The 16030-nt window shown below is 68.7% G+C and carries 13 protein-coding genes; 1 reads left to right on the top strand and 12 read right to left on the bottom strand.

The window, feature by feature from the left end; all coding sequences use genetic code 11:
* Positions 1-473 precede the first annotated feature (473 nt).
* The 11 genes from P0W64_RS03690 to P0W64_RS03640 form a co-directional block, all read right to left on the bottom strand.
* The gene (locus tag P0W64_RS03690; RefSeq protein ID WP_275478710.1) at positions 474-2177 is read right to left on the bottom strand and encodes an ABC transporter ATP-binding protein; all 1704 of its coding nucleotides are present in this window, start codon (positions 2175-2177) and stop codon (positions 474-476) included.
* Entirely contained in the window at positions 2177-3898 is a 1722-nt protein-coding gene (locus tag P0W64_RS03685; protein WP_275478709.1) for an ABC transporter ATP-binding protein, read from the bottom strand. Before P0W64_RS03685 ends, P0W64_RS03690 begins: the two co-directional genes overlap by 1 nt.
* Before the next feature lie 33 nt (positions 3899-3931).
* Positions 3932-5707: an ABC transporter ATP-binding protein gene (locus P0W64_RS03680; RefSeq protein WP_275478708.1), complete on the bottom strand. Its 1776-nt coding sequence runs from the start codon at positions 5705-5707 to the stop codon at positions 3932-3934.
* Positions 5704-7440: an ABC transporter ATP-binding protein gene (locus P0W64_RS03675; protein ID WP_275478707.1), complete on the bottom strand. Its 1737-nt coding sequence runs from the start codon at positions 7438-7440 to the stop codon at positions 5704-5706. Before P0W64_RS03675 ends, P0W64_RS03680 begins: the two co-directional genes overlap by 4 nt.
* A gap of 172 nt (positions 7441-7612) precedes the next feature.
* Positions 7613-8020 (bottom strand): aspartate 1-decarboxylase, encoded by a 408-nt coding sequence (panD, locus tag P0W64_RS03670; RefSeq protein ID WP_275478706.1) that lies wholly within the window; start codon positions 8018-8020, stop codon positions 7613-7615.
* On the bottom strand, positions 8017-8265 hold the full coding sequence (locus P0W64_RS03665; protein ID WP_275478705.1) for an MbtH family protein: 249 nt from the start codon (positions 8263-8265) through the stop codon (positions 8017-8019). The genes panD and P0W64_RS03665 overlap by 4 nt, the downstream gene beginning before the upstream one ends.
* A gap of 21 nt (positions 8266-8286) precedes the next feature.
* Positions 8287-9573 (bottom strand): SidA/IucD/PvdA family monooxygenase, encoded by a 1287-nt coding sequence (locus tag P0W64_RS03660; RefSeq protein ID WP_275478704.1) that lies wholly within the window; start codon positions 9571-9573, stop codon positions 8287-8289.
* On the bottom strand, positions 9570-10634 hold the full coding sequence (locus P0W64_RS03655; RefSeq protein ID WP_275478703.1) for a chorismate-binding protein: 1065 nt from the start codon (positions 10632-10634) through the stop codon (positions 9570-9572). Before P0W64_RS03655 ends, P0W64_RS03660 begins: the two co-directional genes overlap by 4 nt.
* Entirely contained in the window at positions 10631-11272 is a 642-nt protein-coding gene (locus P0W64_RS03650) for an isochorismatase family protein (protein ID WP_275478702.1), read from the bottom strand. Before P0W64_RS03650 ends, P0W64_RS03655 begins: the two co-directional genes overlap by 4 nt.
* 8 nt (positions 11273-11280) lie before the next feature.
* Positions 11281-12891, bottom strand: coding sequence for an AMP-binding protein (locus tag P0W64_RS03645; RefSeq protein ID WP_275478701.1), 1611 nt, complete (start codon positions 12889-12891; stop codon positions 11281-11283).
* On the bottom strand, positions 12891-13643 hold the full coding sequence (locus tag P0W64_RS03640) for an SDR family NAD(P)-dependent oxidoreductase (RefSeq protein ID WP_275478700.1): 753 nt from the start codon (positions 13641-13643) through the stop codon (positions 12891-12893). Before P0W64_RS03640 ends, P0W64_RS03645 begins: the two co-directional genes overlap by 1 nt.
* A 184-nt stretch (positions 13644-13827) precedes the next feature.
* Between P0W64_RS03640 and P0W64_RS03635 the strand changes: the two genes are divergently transcribed.
* Positions 13828-15123 carry a cation:proton antiporter gene (locus P0W64_RS03635; protein ID WP_275478699.1) on the top strand — a complete coding sequence of 432 codons (1296 nt, stop codon included), beginning with the start codon at positions 13828-13830 and terminating at the stop codon, positions 15121-15123.
* Between the two features lie 10 nt (positions 15124-15133).
* Here P0W64_RS03635 and P0W64_RS03630 read toward each other — a convergent pair whose 3' ends face one another.
* On the bottom strand, positions 15134-16024 hold the full coding sequence (locus tag P0W64_RS03630) for a siderophore-interacting protein (RefSeq protein ID WP_275478698.1): 891 nt from the start codon (positions 16022-16024) through the stop codon (positions 15134-15136).
* Positions 16025-16030: the final 6 nt, after the last annotated feature.

Genomic DNA, 16030 nt, shown 5'->3' with positions numbered 1-16030 from the left:
GATATCTGGACATCGCTACCTGGACATCGCGCTGCGTGGAGCGCAGCCGGTATCTTTTCGACCTGAGCGTCCGCCCCGACAACCCCCGATCGACCGTTCAAACCAGCGAGATGCACAAGCGAGCCTAACCTAAATTAGGTCACCCTCGCAACCCTTTGGAGACGAATCGGCCGATAATTAGGAGCCGTCCAACGGAATGGCGTACACGCTCATCTCGTCATCAGTCTCCGCAGACACGTTGGAGGGACTCGGGGCACGGAATTCCGTTCGGGTAGCCCGCACCGCCCGATGGGCATAGGGCGGTGCAGGCCACCCGGATCGAATCTGCGGGAGGCTCGTCGACACATCGGCGTCGAGAACCGGGACGAACTCCATTTCCACTTCGACATCCGTACCCTCTCCCAGACCTTCCGACGCCTACGGAATCGGTTGCTCAGGCCTGGTCCAGCTCCACCGTTGGCGGTCGGCCCCCTTCACACGCCCGCCTCGCCGTGATCGCGCCAGAACCGCGCGTAGCGGCCGCCATGCGCCACCAACTCGTCGTGTGTGCCCGTTTCGCTCGCGCTGCCGTTCTCGAGGAAGACGATCTGGTCCGCATCCCGTACCGTCTGCAATCTATGGGCGACCACGAGTCGCGTGCGCCCGGCACCGAGTTCCGCTAGACCGGCACGCACCGCGCGCTCGTTCTCGGCGTCGAGCGCGGACGTGGCCTCGTCGAGGAGGACGATCGGGGCATCCTTGAGCAATGCCCGGGCGATCGAGACCCGTTGCCGTTCACCGCCGGACAACGCGGCGCCCCGATCCCCGACGCGGGTCTCCCAACCGTCCGGAAGGCGAGCGATCACCTCGTCGAGACGTGACGACCGTGCCGCACGGTCGAGGTCGGCGTCCGTGGCATCCGGGCGGGCCATCGCGACGTTCGCGCGGATCGTGTCGTCGAACAGGTACACGTCCTGGAAGACGACGGCGAACTGCGCGGCGAGATCGTCGGCCCGCAGGTCCCGGACGTCCGCGCCGCCGATTCGCACGGCCCCTGCATCGACGTCCCAGAACCGCGCGGCCAGCCGGACGAGGGTGGTCTTGCCGGCGCCGGACGGACCCACGATCGCGCACACGCCGCCGCTGGGCACACGCATCGAGACGCCGTCCACGATCGGACGGCCTCCGTAGCCGAACACCACATCCCGGAACTCCACAGACGAATCCATCACCGGTGCAGAGGCATCCGGCTCCGGAAGCGGCTCGGACGACAGGATCTCTCCGATATCCCGTAGGGTCCGCTCCGCAGCCCAGATCACGCTGCCCGTCCGCCCCAGCGCGGCGACGGCGTCGACGACGAGCGCGGCATACACCACGAGGGCGACAGCGCCGGCCGTGCCGATCCCGCCCGCGCGCCACAGTGCGGTCGCAAGGGTCGCGCCGAAGAGCAGGGCGCTGCCGAACGAGAACGCGGTGACGCCCGTGATGGCACCGCGGAAGTACTGCGCGGCAGTCGCGCGTGCCCGGGCGAGCGCGGCATGCAGGTCGGTACCGGCATCGTCGAGCCTGCCGTGCGCACGCAGTACGGCCTGCTTCTGCGCGTACTCCATCACCTCGGACGAGATCGCCTGCGCTGCGGCCGTAGTCGACCGAGTGCTGGATCGTAGGATGCGCGCGGCGAGCCGGTACAGCACCGCGAGCACAAGCAGGGCCGCCCCGGTCACTGCGCCGGTCAGCGGGTCGACCGCCGTGATCACGATCCACATCGCGCCGCCCAGGGCGACTGCGCGCGTGTTGATCGCGATGATCCCGTTGAGGATGACGGCGAGGGAGGACGTGGCCTCGGTCAGCAGGCGGTGCAGACCGTCCTGTTGCGACTGGGTGAACCAGCCGAGCGGCAGGGTGAGAACGTGATCGCCGACCCGGTGGTGCAGCGTCGCCACGATCGCGGTGGTCTGCCGACGCTGTCTGTACATCGAGTAGTGCTCCGCCGCCAGGGCGAGCGCACCTCCCACAGCGAACAGGCCCGCCCAGACGAAGGCCCGAGGGAAGCGGTGCGCGAAAAGGTCGTTCAGCAGCGGCAGCAATAGGACGAAACAAGCGGCCTCGAGGAGCGCCGCGAGCGCGACGACCGCGAGCGTACGCCGCAGCCGCCGCACTCCGTCGAGCCCGATCACGAGGAGGAGGGCGCCGAACATCAGACCACCCCCGCCCGGTCCGCGGCCCACATACTCGCGTACCTCCCACCGGCTGCGCGGAGCTCGTCGTGCGTCCCGGTCTCGGCGACACGGCCGCGGTCGAGTACGACGATGGAGTCCGCAGCGGCGACGGTGGCGAGCTTGTGCGCGATGGTGAGGACTGTGCGTCCCTGCGAGAGCCGCGCGAGTGCCTCCTGAACGAGGATCTCGGACTCCGGGTCCGCCGCCGATGTGGCCTCGTCGAGCACGAGCACGGGCGCATCCGCGAGGATCGCGCGTGCTATCGAGACCCGCTGCGCCTCACCGCCGGACAGGTGCGCGTCTTCGCCGTAGACGGAGTCGTATCCGCGCGGAAGGTCGACGATGCGGTCATGTATCCGCGCCGCACGGGCCGCGGCCTCGACCTCTGCGAGAGACGCTTCGGGGCGGGCCAGTCGGATGTTGTCCGCGAGGGACTTCCGGAGCAACTGCACGTCCTGGAAGACGAAGGCGACGGCGCGGTACAGATCGCTGGGAGCGAGGTCGCGGATATCGGTACCGTTCAGTGAGATCGCGCCTCCGTCCGGGTCCCAGAACCTCGGGATCAGCCGGGCAAGTGTGGACTTGCCCGATCCGGACGCGCCGAGGACGGCCGTCGTCGTCCCGGGACGCAGGCGCAAAGTCACCCCGTGCAGCACGGGATCGCTGCCGTAGCCGAAGGTGACATCGTCGAAACAGACTGTTACGGGGGCGACTACCGCGCCCTCCGGCCGATCAGGCACCGCGAGCACCGGCTCGGCGAACAGCGTGTCGATGCCCGTCAGCACCAGAGATACCCGGCGCATGGTCATGAAGAAGGTCGGCACCGTCCACACGCTGCGAGAGACGATCCACGACAGCAACAGGAAGGCGACGACGTCGACGGGGTCCGCGAGATCCGCAGCCACCGACAGCGTCCCGGCGACGACGACGATTCCGAGCACCGACGTCCACGACGCGAGGACGGCGCTCATGAGGCTCCTGCGCTGCTGGTCCGCCTCCCGGTCGATGTAGGCCTGCGCGTAATCGTCTGCCGCGTTGAGGAATCTGCTCTCCGTGCGACGTCCGGATCCGAATATCTTCGCGACCGAGATGCCCTGACTGAGCTCAGCGGTGCGCGCGGTGAGCACCCGGGCGGCGGCGTCGAACCGTGCGTCTGCGTCGGTGCGGCCGCCGAGCCGATGCACCTCCAGATAGGACGCCATCACCACCGGCACGGCCACCACCGCTGCCAGGACGGGTGAGACCGTGAACAGGTAGACGAGCGCCGCCACGGTGACTGCAACCGACCTGGCGAGCAGCGGGATCGCCTCGCCGACAGCGTCACTCATCCCGCCGATGTCCGGCCCGATTCCCTTACGCAGCCTGGCGATCGACACGGAGTCGGTGAACCAACCCAGACGGATCCTGGACAGGTGCGCGGCCAGCCTCGTCCGCAGCGCGTATTCCACGCGCCGCGAAGCCGCGAAGCTCGCCGTGAAGGATCCGCCATGCAGCACGGGGACGAGCAGGAACGCCCCGGCAGCGATTCCTACCATGCGCCAGTCGGGGCTGCCGGTCTCCACGAGGTGCCGAACCGCTGCGATGACGGCGATGTACCCGCCGACCTGGGCGAGCCCGGACAGCACCTGTAGGGCGACCGACGTCGCTACAAGAATCCTTGCCGGCGAGACGATCTCACGCAGGCGTCCGAGATGATTCACATCGAGTCCCCGTCCATTCTCCGACCGTCGAGCCTATTCGCGGTGCTTTGCCCACGCCTCCCATAGCTGGGCGTAGCGGCCGCCCGCTGCGACGAGCTCGGCATGTGTCCCCTCCTCCACGATGTCGCCGTGTTCCAGCACGATCACCCTGTCGGCCCGCGCCGCTTGGCTGAGGCGGTGCGCCACGACCAGGGCCGAACGCCCGTGCAGGGCGGCCTCCGCGGCCCGCTCCAACACGTCCGCGTCGGCACTGTCGGCATCGGCCGTAGCCTCGTCGAGCACCACAAGGGGCGGATCCTTCAACACCAGCCGTGCTAGCGCCAGCTGCTGGGAACGCACCGCGGACAGCTGCTGGCCGCCTGCACCCACCTCGGTCTCGACCCCCGAAGGAAGGCGGGACACCCAGTCCCACGCGCCCACCGTCTCCAACGCGGAGCGCACAGCGGCATCGTCGGCGCCGGGGGCTGCCATCCGAAGGTCCTCGTCGAGTGGTCCTGCGAATACATGTACGTCCTGGGTGACCAGCACCGGCAGGTCTGCACCAGCAAGGGATTCCAGGTCGACGCCGCCGACCTCCACCCGGCCCGCACACGGCGAGCCCACGCCGGCGACCACCCCTGCGAGCGTGGACTTCCCGGCCCCCGAACTACCGACAACGGCGACCGTCTCCCCCGGCTCGACCGTGAGAGAGACTCCGCGCAGCACGTCACCGGCGTCCGGGTCGTAGCGATAGCGCAGATCGCGAACTGCGAGTGCCGCAGCGGACGCATCGGTGGCCACCGGGGTACCGCGGGCCGGTGCGGTCCGGTCGAGGTCGATCACGCCGACGATGCGTGCGAGCGATGCCGCGGCCGACTGGAGGTCGTCGATCACCAGCAGGACCTGGCTGATCGGGTCGAACAGACGCAGGAAGAAGAGCATTGCCGCGGTGGTCGCGCCGATCGTCACCAGATCGGCTCGCACCAGGAGGAGCCCGGCCACCAGGATCGTCGACATACCCAGGAACTCGGCGAGATTGAGCCGCCCGAAGAAGCGGTTCTGCACGATGCGAGCGCGCATCGACCAGCGCACCACCTCCCAGGACCCGATCGAGATCCGGTCGCGGATCCGCGCTTCCAGGCCGAAGGCGTGAACGCTCGCCAGGCCGCGAATTCCGCCCAGCACGTGGTGCGCACGGTCCGCCATCGCCGCTCGTTCGGCACGGTAGACGGGCGGGGCGGTGCGCAGATACATCCGCAGCGCGAGGGCGTGGACGGGCACGACGACGACCACGACCACCAGGAAGCGCCAGTCGAGGGCGGCCAGACCGATCACGGTGAGGAGGATCGTGAACGTCGAACGCGATACCGCGGGCACGCCGCGAGCGATGGCTTCGCTCACCTCGCCGACGTCGTCAGTGGCCCGGGACACGAGATCGCCCGTGCCGGCGTGTTCCACGCGCGCCTGCGAGGAGTGCAGGGCGGCACCGATCATCTGCTCCCGCAACTTGGCGAGCAGGTCCTCGAACAGCTGCGCCGACAGCGCGACACCGACACCCGTCAGCAGTGCGCCGACCACCGCTGAGACCGCCATGACGGCCCCGAGCCGTACGACGTCGCCGGCCGTACCGCCCGTACGGCCCGCCGTGTCGACGATGCGTCCGAATCCCCACGGCGCCACCAGGCCGAGCGCAGCCCCCACGGCAAGAAAGGCCACCACGACCAGCAGACGTCTCCATCGGCCCGCCATCAGGCCGCGTACGTGCGCGAGTACCTCGCCTGCACCGGCGACGGGCAGCGTGGCCGGACTCCCGGCGGTTGCGGTCGTCACGAGGCGACCGCCTGTCCGGCGAGCGTCGCGCTCATGTCCTCGTCGATCGTCAGGACCGCGTCGGCATGCGCGATCAGAGTGGGCGAATGGGTGAATACGACCGTGGCGGCGTCACCGCGGGCGGCGCGCAGCCGCTCGGCGATCGTGGTCTCCGTGACCGAGTCGACGGCGTTCGTCGGGTCGACCAGTACCAGGACGGCCGAGTCTGCGGCGAGCGCGCGCGCCAGCCCGATCCGCTGCCGCTGGCCGCCCGACAGTAGGCGCCCGGCTTCGCCCACCTCGGTGTCCAGACCGTGCGGGAGGACCTCTGCGACGTCGTCGCAGGCGGCGGCGAACGCTGCACGCGTGACACGTGACTCGGCGTCAGCCGCCTCTCCGATCCCGGCGGCGATGTTCTCCGCGACGCTGCCCTCGAACAGATCCGCCGAGTGCGGCGCGACGCGCAGCACTCGGATCGCCGTCGCATCGTCGAACTCGAACACGTCCTGTCCGCCGACGCGTACGGATCCCGATTCGACCGACTTCGACCTGGCGAGGACCGCCGCCAGCGCGGCGGTGGTCTCGGCATCCGCCACCACTGCGGTGACGCCCCGGCGCGGGAGCGTGACGGTCAGCTCGCCGCCAGGCAGCGGGACTGCGTCGAGTTCGAGCACATCCGTGGTGGGACCGACGTCGACGGTGCCCGCCTCACGGGCGTACGGCGCCTGCAGGATCATCAGCACACGCTTCGCCGACGCGAGGCCCGCGACCCAGATCCGCCCGAAGTTCGTCCCCAGCGCGCTGAGCGGCCCCATCACGAACTGGGTCAGACCCACCACCGTGATGAGCTGGCCGACGGTGAGCGTGCCGGTCACCGTCATCACCCCGGCGGCGATTCCCACGGTCACAACGAAAAGCGCTGCGACCGAGTCCATCACCCCCAGGTACGCGCCCTGTGCGCGGCGCGCTGTGATCACGGCACGCAGCGCCCGTTCACTCGCCACCGCGTAGCGGCGATCGGCCTCGGGCTCGGCGTGGATCCCCTTGATCACCCGGAAGCCCGCGACGAGATCCGCCGCCGCGCCCGCTGCCTCCCCCGCCGCCTTCTGCTCGTGCTCGCTCCGGCGGCGCAGGGGCCCGCCGGCGCGGTCCAGGCACCACAGGATCGCGGGTGCCCCGAGCAGGACCACCACGCCGAGGGGCCACGAGATCCACAGCAGGACGACGCCGCAGAAGAGCACCGCACCCAACTCACCGATGGGGTAGACGACTGCCGCGACCGTGATGGCGAGGCGCGTGACATCGGAGGTCGCAATACTCAGGGCGACGCCGGGTGAGCGCCCGGCACCCGCCATGCCCCGGGGATCGAGAATACGGTCGGTGACCTGATTGCGGAGACCGTGCTGGATGGTCTGCATTCCGAGGAAGCCGATGCGCGAACCGAAACGGAAGCTCAGCGACAGCATGGCGAAGACGCAGCCGAGCACCACGATCCAGCGCAACGTCGCCGCAAGATCCCCGGTGCCGACGCCACGGTCGATCGCGAGTCCCATCACGACCGGCACCAGCGCCTCGCCCACCTGGTGCCCGACGACCAGGATGGCGGCAGGGACGGTGCGGCGCGGATTCCCGAACATGGTGCGCAGCACGAGCTGTCGCGGCGTGGTCTCCGCGTCGACGGCGATCGGTCGCCGCAGCGGCGGATGCTCGGACGGCTCGAAGAGCACCGGCAACCGGATCCGGCCTGACCCCACACGAACTCCCTCCATCGAATCCTCCGGCATATGCGCCTCACGTGTCGTGACACTCCTACACGACAGGCACGGCCCCAACGGGGCATGTCGGCGACACCTGCCGGCTCAGGCTACGCTGATCGAACTTCCAACGCTCCCAGGTCGAACGTCCACGAACGGCAACGGCGCTCACTCACCGCGAGGACAGCTGGTCCTCCGCCCCCGGCACCGGTTCCGCGGCATCGCTCCCGAGAGACACGATCCTGTTGCCGGAGTCCACGTGGACGACCTTGGGCGCGTGCCCCTTCAGCTCGTGGTCCTCGAGCGCCACGAACGACATGATGATCACCAGGTCGTTCGGATCGACCAGATGCGCTGCCGCACCGTTGATACAGATGAGGCCGCTGTCGGGCTCGCCCGTGATGACGTACGTCTCGAGGCGGGCGCCGTTGGTGATGTCGACGATCTGCACCCGTTCACCCTCGACGATGTCGGCGGCCCGCATGAGGGTCTGGTCGATGGTCACAGAGCCGACGTAGTGGAGATCGGCCCTGGTCACCGTGGCCCTGTGGATCTTTCCGTTGACCAGTGTCCTTCTCATCGGGATTCCTCAGCGGCGCCCACGGACTGCGCCATCGCCTCGCGGAGGCTGCGTGGCCTCAGGTCTGTCCAGGTCCGCTCGATGTAGTCGAGGCACTCCTGCCGCCCCGCTCCGTCGGAGCCGCCGAACACCACGGTCCAGCCCTCGGGCACGGGAGCGAATGTGGGCCACAACGAGTACTGTTCCTCGTCGTTGACGAGGGCATAGAAGCGGCCGTTTTCGTCATCGAACGGGTTGGTAGACATGACTTCTCCTTGTTCGGTGGGTTATTCGTTCTCGCTGCCGGCTGGTGCGACGGTGCTCGGTGCGTCCATCAGCAGGCTGTCGAGGATCTCGCCGGAGCGGACGGCGATGTTCGAGAGCAGCGTAGACGCGAGACCGTGTGTCTCCTCCGTAGCACCCTGAACGTACAGTCCCGGTACGGGATCGCCGTCCACGGCCAGCTGGTAGTCGCGTCGCACGGTGACGCTGTTATCGGCGATCCGCCAGTGCGCCAGCACCTCCGATGCACCGACTGATCGGAACCCGGTGGCACACACCACCGCTGCATAGCGTCGAGTCCACACCTCGCCGGTGAGCCGTTCCCGTACGGAGACGTCGACGCCGTTGCCGTCCTCCCGTGCGGCGATCACCTCCGTGACGGGGTGCATCCATAGGCGTCGGCGGCCACGCACCTTCTCCGTGTACTCGATCGCATACAGCTCCTGGATCAGCTCGAGGTCCACGCATCCGTAGTTCGTGGTCCGATGCCGGTCCATGAGTTCGGAGCGCACTGCCGGCGCGGCTCCGAAGAAGTCGTCGACCGCGTCGGGATCGAATACCCGGTTGGCGTACGGGCTGTCGTCGGCAGGCTGGAACCCGTAGCTGTTGAACACCGACTCCACGACCGCCGCCGGGTATTCCGAGTGCAGGTGCCGCAGCACCTCCGCGGCACTCTGACCACCGCCGACCACCAGGAAACGAGGCGACTCGTCGCGCACGTCGAGCGCCGCGAGATGCTCGAGTATGCGGTGGTTGTGGAACATGCGCGGTCCGTACGCCCACTCCGGCAGCCGCTCGCGCAGACCAGATCCGACGACGACCGAACGCGCACGCACCACCTCGGCGCCGTTGGGCCCGGTCACGGCCACCTCGAAGCGTGCGCCGTCGCCGCCATCGCAACGGTCGATACGTGTGACGTCGCTCCCGTAGTCGATCCCGGCATCGACACTGTCCGCCACCCAGCCCAGGTAGTCGGTGAACTCGATGCGCGTCGGGAAGAACGTCTGATGGTTGACGAAGTCGACCAGGCGACCGCGCTCCTCGAGGTAGCTCAGGAATCCGAACGGGCTGCGCGGATTACGCAGCGTGACGAGGTCCTTGAGGAACGCTATCTGCATCGTCGCACCGTCGAGCAGCATCCCCGGATGCCAGCCGAACGACGGTTTGCGCTCGAAGATCCGCACGGTCAACGGTTCACCGCCCGCACGGTTACGTTCATCGATCGCCGCGGCCAGCCCGAGGTTCGAAGGGCCGGCGCCGATTCCGACGACATCCACTACGTCCACGCTCACGACACCAACTCCTCGATATCGAACGGCCCGAGCACCGTTCGCAGCTTGTCCGACGTCTCCTCCAGTTCACGCTCGGGAACGGAGGCAGCGACGATGCCACCTCCCGCCCACGCCCGCAACGACATCCGGTCCTCCGCCACCTCGGCACAGCGGATCGAGACCCGCCAGTGGCCGTCGCCCTCGGCATCGGTCCAGCCGACGGCCCCGGCGTAGAAGCCGCGTGGGCCCTCCACCTCCTGGATGAGCTGGGCAGCCGACACACGAGGGAACCCGCACACCGCCGGTGTGGGGTGCAGCGCCAACGCCAGATCGAGAGCGGACGTTCCGGAGTCGCGGAGTGTGCCGCGGACCACGGTCCCAAGGTGCCAGAGTTCGCCTGCGGCCGTGAGCGACGGAGCCTGCGGCACATCCAGATCGACGCACAGCGGGCCCAGGGCGTCGGCGATCGCGTCGACCACGTAGGCGTGCTCGTCGCGATCCTTCGCCGACTCGAGCAGCCCGTCCGGCTCCGTCGCGGTGCCGGCCAGCGGGTGGCACACGACAGTACGTCCGCGCCGTTGGACCAGAAGCTCTGGGCTCGAACCGACGAGGACCCGCCCTGCGTGGGCGTCGCCGGCCGCGGACAGATCTGCGTGGAATACGTTGCCCGCCTGATCGCTCGCCGCCAGCATGGATGCCATCGCGAGGGTGTCCAGCGCACTCGTCGCTGCGAAGTCGACGGCGCGTGCAAGGACGACCTTGTCGGCCTCGCCACGCCGGATGCGTTCGATCAACTCCCCGACCCGTGCGACATGCTGTTCCGGGGAGGGGGTCTCACCCACGACCATCAGCGCAGGCAGTGAACCCGACGAGGCGACGGGCGCACCGGGACCGAACCCGAAGGTGTCGGGCGCACTGAGGGCGGCCGGCTCCTCGAGGTCGAACGGCAGTGCGCCCACCACGATCCGGTGGCGGCCGCGGCGTAACGCCGCTGCGGCCGCGGCAGGCTCGGTGAACGTCGCGGCCACACCGCGCGCGTGTAGGGATTCGCCGTCAGATGCGAGGATGAAATGCGGTGTCATGCCGTGACCTCCGCCTCGGACAGCGCGCTCGCGACCGCGGCCGTCGTCTGCACCCGACCGCAACGGGCGGCAACGTGTCGGATGGCATGGGCGTGGTCCTCCGCGGTGAAGTCTGCGACCGCGTCGCCCACCACGTACGGCTGCACGTCCCGCATGAACGCGTCGAGCGCCGTTGTCATCACCCCTATGTGTGCATAGATCCCGACGATCACGAGCTGGTCACGTTCCCAGGCACGCATCCGCTCCGCCAGATCCGTTTTCGCGAACGCGCTGTAGCGCCACTTGGTCAACAAGACGTCGCCGGCCTCGGGCCTCAGTTCGTCGATCACGGCCTCGTCGGCTGCGACGAGGCCAGGGCCCCAGAAGTCGGCCAGCAGAGCACGCTCCTCGGGATCCTGGTCGCCGGGCTGCGCCGTATAGACCACGGGCACACCCGCTTTCCTCGCGGCGGCACGCAATGCGACCATATTGGGAACAGCGGTACGCCACGGATCACGTCCGCGATCGTACGTCCGCACGAAGTGGTCCTGCATATCGTGGATGAGCAGCACGGCGCGGCTGGGATCGACGACCCAGTCGACGCGTTGAGGACAGTCCGGCTCGGGTATCGGATAGGACACGGCTCGGGGGAGGCTCACGGTTCTCCTTACGACTCGTCGGCGATCGCGAGGGCGTCGCCGAGGCGCCGCCGGAGCTCGCGTCGGCTGATCTTGCCGACGCCGGTGGTGGGGTACTCGGCGACGAACTCGAAACGGTCCGGCACCTTGTATGCAGCCACCCCACGCGCGGTGAGGAATTCGCGCAGGCCGGCCGCAGTGGGAGGGTCGGTGGCGAGCACCACGGCGCAGCTGCGCTCGCCCAGAAGGCTGTCGGGCACAGCGATCAGTGCGGCGTCCACCACGTCGGGGTGAGCCACCAGATGGTTCTCCACCTCCTCGGCCGCGATCTTCTCGCCGCCGCGGTTGATCTGGTCCTTGGCGCGGCCCTCGACCACGAGGTGTCCCGTGGGCAGGCGACGCACGATATCGCCGGTCCTGTAGAAGCCCTCGGTATCGAAGGACTCGGCGTCCACGCCGCCGAGGTAGCCACGGATCGTGTACGGCCCGCGCGTGAGCAGGTGCCCCGGTTCGCCTTCCGGTACCGGCGCACCTCCGTCGTCGACCACGCGGACCTCATCGTCCGGTGAGATCGGACGCCCCTGGGACGTCAGTACCAGCTCTTCGGGATCGTCCGCGCGCGTGTAGTTGACGAGCCCCTCGGCCATACCGAAGACCTGCTGCAGGCTGCAGCCGAGCTCGTCGCGAACGCGCCGGGCCGCCTCCTCGGGAAACTTCGCTCCGCCCACCTGCAAGACCTGGAGCGACGACAGGTCTGCGTCGATCAGGGGGCGGGACCGCAGCCACAGCATCGCGAGCGGGGGGACCAGCGCCGTTGCGGTGATCTGCTCACTCTCGATGAGCGCGAACGCCGCCGACGGCGATGGATCCGGCCCGAGCACGACGGTGCCGCCCGCGTGGAGCACGCCCAGGATGCCGGGCGAGCTCATCGGGAAGTTGTGCGCAGCGGGCAGCACGACGAGCATCCGGGTATCCGGACCGAGCCCGCAGATGGCGGCGGACTCGCGCACCGAGTACAGGTAGTCGGCGTGCGTACGCGGGATCAGCTTCGACATGCCGGTGGTGCCGCCCGAGAGTTGCAGGAACGCAAGGTCTTCGGGATCCGGATCGGCTGGACCGGTCGGCTCGCGCCCCGGCGCCAGCGCCGTGAACTCCTGCGGATCCGGGTCGGCCACGAGAACCGTCAGCGGGTGCTGCCGTACCACCTCCCGCGCCAGCTGCCGGTGGTCGAACCGGGCGTGCACGCCGACCGTGAGATACGCCTTCGCACCGGACACCTCGGCGAAGTGGGAGATCTCGCTGCGCCGGTGTGCTGGGAGCGCGAACACCGGAACGGCTCCGAGGCGGAAGACACCGAACAGCGCGGTGACGTAGTCGGTGATGTTGGGGAACTGGACGATGACGCGGTCACCGGCGACGATGCCCGCCTCGCGCAGCGTGGTCGCCGTACGGGCCGCTGCGGCGTCGAGGTCGCGATAGCTCAGTCGGACCCGTTCACCTGCATGGTCCGTGCCGACGAGGGCCTCGGCGTCGCCGAAGCGCGCCGCTGCGTCCGGCAGGAAGCGTGCGAAAGTCTCGTCCGTCCAGTACCCCGCCGCGCGATACCGCGCGGCGAAGTCCGCGGGGTAGTAGTCACCCATCAGCGCGTCGCACCCCCGTCGACGGTGAGGACCTGCGTGGTCACGTGTCTCGCCCCAGGGCCCAGCAGGTAGTCGATTGCGGCTGCGATGTCGTCGGGATCGGCTATGCGCCCCAGGGGGATTCCGATACGGTGACGGCTCAGGTCGCCCGCCACTGCCACGGCGGCCGCCTGAGCGCCGCCGAACGCCTCCTGCATGGGTGTATCGGTGGACCCCGGAGCGACGACGTTCACGCGGACGCCGTGTTCGGCGAGCTCCAGACCGAGGGTCAGGGCCACGGAGTGCGCGGCGGCCTTCGATGCGCCGTATGCGCCCAGCCCGACGCGCGGCGAGACGCCCGCGTTGGAACCCACGACCACGATCGAGCCGCGACCGCGCCCGGTCATTCGGCGTCCGACCGCGGTGATGATGTGGACGGTACCCAGCAGGTTCACGTCGAGGAGGCGGCGCCAGTCGTCCGGCGTCGCATCGATCAGCGGCCCGGTCGCGAGCACCCCCGCGCAGTGGGCGAGCGCGTCCACAGGCCCCGTCTCACGCTCGATCTCGGCGACGGCACTCTCGACCGAGCCGGCGTCGGCGAGGTCGACCTCGACGATCCGGCAGACCCCGTCGGCATCGCGCAGGGCGCGCGCAGTCGCCTCCAGCCCGGCGGCGTCGCGGTCCAGGAGAGCGACGGGCCCCGTCGCGGCGGCGCGCAGGGCGGCGGCGCGGCCGATGCCGCCGGCCGCACCCGTCACGATCGACACAGTCACGAAACGACCAGACCCCGAGACAGATTCATGCACATTATGTTGTTTCGCCCAATCCAGCCCACTCCCGTACGGTATCAGCTAATGGGAGGCTCACCTAAGTTGCATACGGATCTTCCGGCGGCACGCGGCAGCGCCGTACGGTCGTACAGGTCAGGCTTCCCCGCTGGAGGTGCTTAGTCAGTTGGTGCATTCCGCGACCCCGGTCCCGTTCATCGCTTCGGGCACGTTGACGACCGTCCTGATGCAGATCGCACTGCTCCTGGCCACTGCGTCGGCCATGGGCTGGATCGCACGCAGAATCGGCCTCCCGGCGGTCGTCGGCGAGATCATCGCCGGCGTGGTGATCGGTCCGTCCGTACTGGGTCAGCTGTGGCCCGCAGCCCAGGAGTGGTTGTTCCCCTCGAACGCATCCCAACAGAACCTGGTGGATGCCGTAGGACAGCTGGGCGTGGTCCTGCTGGTGGGCCTCGCCGGGGCCGAGCTCGACTCCGCCTTCGTACGTCGTCGAGCCCGGGTGGTCACGGTGGTCGGCGTCTGCGCGTTCGTCGTGCCATTGGCGGCGGGCGTCGCCGCGGGCTTCCTGATACCGGCGAGCATGCACGCCGAGGGCGTCTCCACGACGGTACTGGCGCTCCTGCTCGGCACCGCGGTATCGGTGAGCGCGATCCCTGTGATCGCGAAGATCTTGACCGAGATGAACCTGCTGCACCGCAACATCGGTCAGCTCATCCTCGCGGTGGGAACGACCAACGACGCCGTCGCCTGGGTGCTGCTGTCGATCACATCGTCGATGGCTACGGTCGGCCTGCGCAGCGGCGACGTCGCCGCTGCACTGCTCGCCAGCGCGGGGGCGATCGGCATCGCGCTGTTCTTAGTGAAGCCGCTCGTCCGGCCACTGCTGGCGAAGGTCGAGAACTCGGAGTCGTCGACCATGTACCTGGCGCCCCTGTGCGCCGTGATCATCGTCGCATGTGCGGCTGCAACCCAGGCACTGCACCTGGAGGCCATCCTCGGCGCCTTCCTCGCAGGTATGGTGATCGGTCCCCGGAACCCCCGGCTCATCGCGCCGCTGCGGACGGTGACCATCACAATCCTCGCCCCGATCTTCTTGACCACAGCAGGATTACGCGTCGACCTGACACTCCTCGCCGATCCGACCGTCGCGTTGACCGCGCTCTCCCTACTGGCCCTCGCAGTGGTATCGAAGTTCTGCGGGGCCTACGTCGGCGCGCGCCTCGTGCGTCAGACTCGATGGGAGGCCCTCGCACTGGGTGCCGGACTCAACACGCGAGGTGCGGTCGAGATCGTGATCGCGATGACGGGCATGCGTATCGGCGTATTCTCCCCGAGCATCTACACGGTGATCGTGCTGATCGCCATCGCCACGTCGATCATGGCGCCGCCGACTCTCCAATACGCGATGGGACGTGTCGCCAAGACAGAGGAGGAGCAGGTACGGCAGGCTCTCCGAGAGCCGTGATCGCCTGAGCCTAAAGCCCTTCCGACTCCAGAACCGACTCGTAGTAGTCCAGCGCCTCCTCCGGCGAGCGACCCGAGGTCAGCGCGTCCTGATAGACCTTGCGATAGCGGTCGGCGCCGGCCTCGAACCGGCGGGTCCACTCCTCGGCGTTGGCTCGCCAGTATCCGACGATATCGTAACGTTCGCGGCCCCAGCCGATTCCACGAAGGTGCTTCTTAGCTGCGCGTGTATCCGCAGCCTCCCCGGCGAGCCAGCAGTACGCGTCGTCACCGAGATCGAGGTCGGGAAGGGCCGTCGCGAGCCGCGACTCGCTCCTCCCGTTGCCACCGATCAGCTCGATCGTCGTGGTGTCAGCACGTTCCGGCAGGTAGGCCAGTTCCGAGCGGTCCAGGATCTCGGCTACGACGGTGACCCGGACCCCGTCGGGGGTGGACTCGAGGATCCGGGCCAGGGCCGGCAGAGCAGCCAGGTCGCCGGCGAGAACGTGGTGCGTGAGGTGCGTGGGCGGTGCGTACCACGAGCGCGGCCCGGCCGCGAGCACGCGCCAACCGGGCTCGGCCTGGCGGAGCCAATCGATCGCAGGGCCGTGCGGATGGTCCGCGAAGTCGACGACCATCTCCTGCCTGTCCGCATCGTACGATCGGATGGTGTAGTTGCGATGCCCTGCGCTGCGATCGTCGTCTACGATCTCCCAGCCGCCCAATGCCTTCGGGTTGGTACTGGTACGAGCGTGCAGCTCCTCGGCGTCGCCCGAGAAGTAGAAGGCAATCGATTCGTCGCCGGGCGCGATCGGCAGGTATCCGGGACCGGTTCCCCCGCCGACCGCGAACCGCGCTCGCAGCAGGTTCGCGGCGATCCGTTCGCTCGACTCCAGGGTGACGACGAAATTCTCCCACTTCATAAGCCC

This window comes from Tsukamurella sp. 8F (assembly GCF_029167375.1).
GTDB lineage: Bacteria > Actinomycetota > Actinomycetes > Mycobacteriales > Mycobacteriaceae > Tsukamurella.
Note: the sequence above shows the minus strand (reverse complement) of the source record. Positions and strands in the feature narration are given on the sequence as shown.

Bases quoted from the DNA above. Each gene is read 5' to 3' on its own strand.
- P0W64_RS03690 (WP_275478710.1), bottom strand. From the start codon at position 2,177: ATGTTCGGCGCCCTCCTCCTCGTGATCGGGCTCGACGGAGTGCGGCGG.
- panD (WP_275478706.1), bottom strand. From the start codon at position 8,020: ATGAGAAGGACACTGGTCAACGGAAAGATCCACAGGGCCACGGTGACC.
- P0W64_RS03665 (WP_275478705.1), bottom strand. From the start codon at position 8,265: ATGTCTACCAACCCGTTCGATGACGAAAACGGCCGCTTCTATGCCCTC.
- P0W64_RS03655 (WP_275478703.1), bottom strand. From the start codon at position 10,634: ATGACACCGCATTTCATCCTCGCATCTGACGGCGAATCCCTACACGCG.
- P0W64_RS03645 (WP_275478701.1), bottom strand. From the start codon at position 12,891: ATGGGTGACTACTACCCCGCGGACTTCGCCGCGCGGTATCGCGCGGCG.
- P0W64_RS03630 (WP_275478698.1), bottom strand. From the start codon at position 16,024: ATGAAGTGGGAGAATTTCGTCGTCACCCTGGAGTCGAGCGAACGGATC.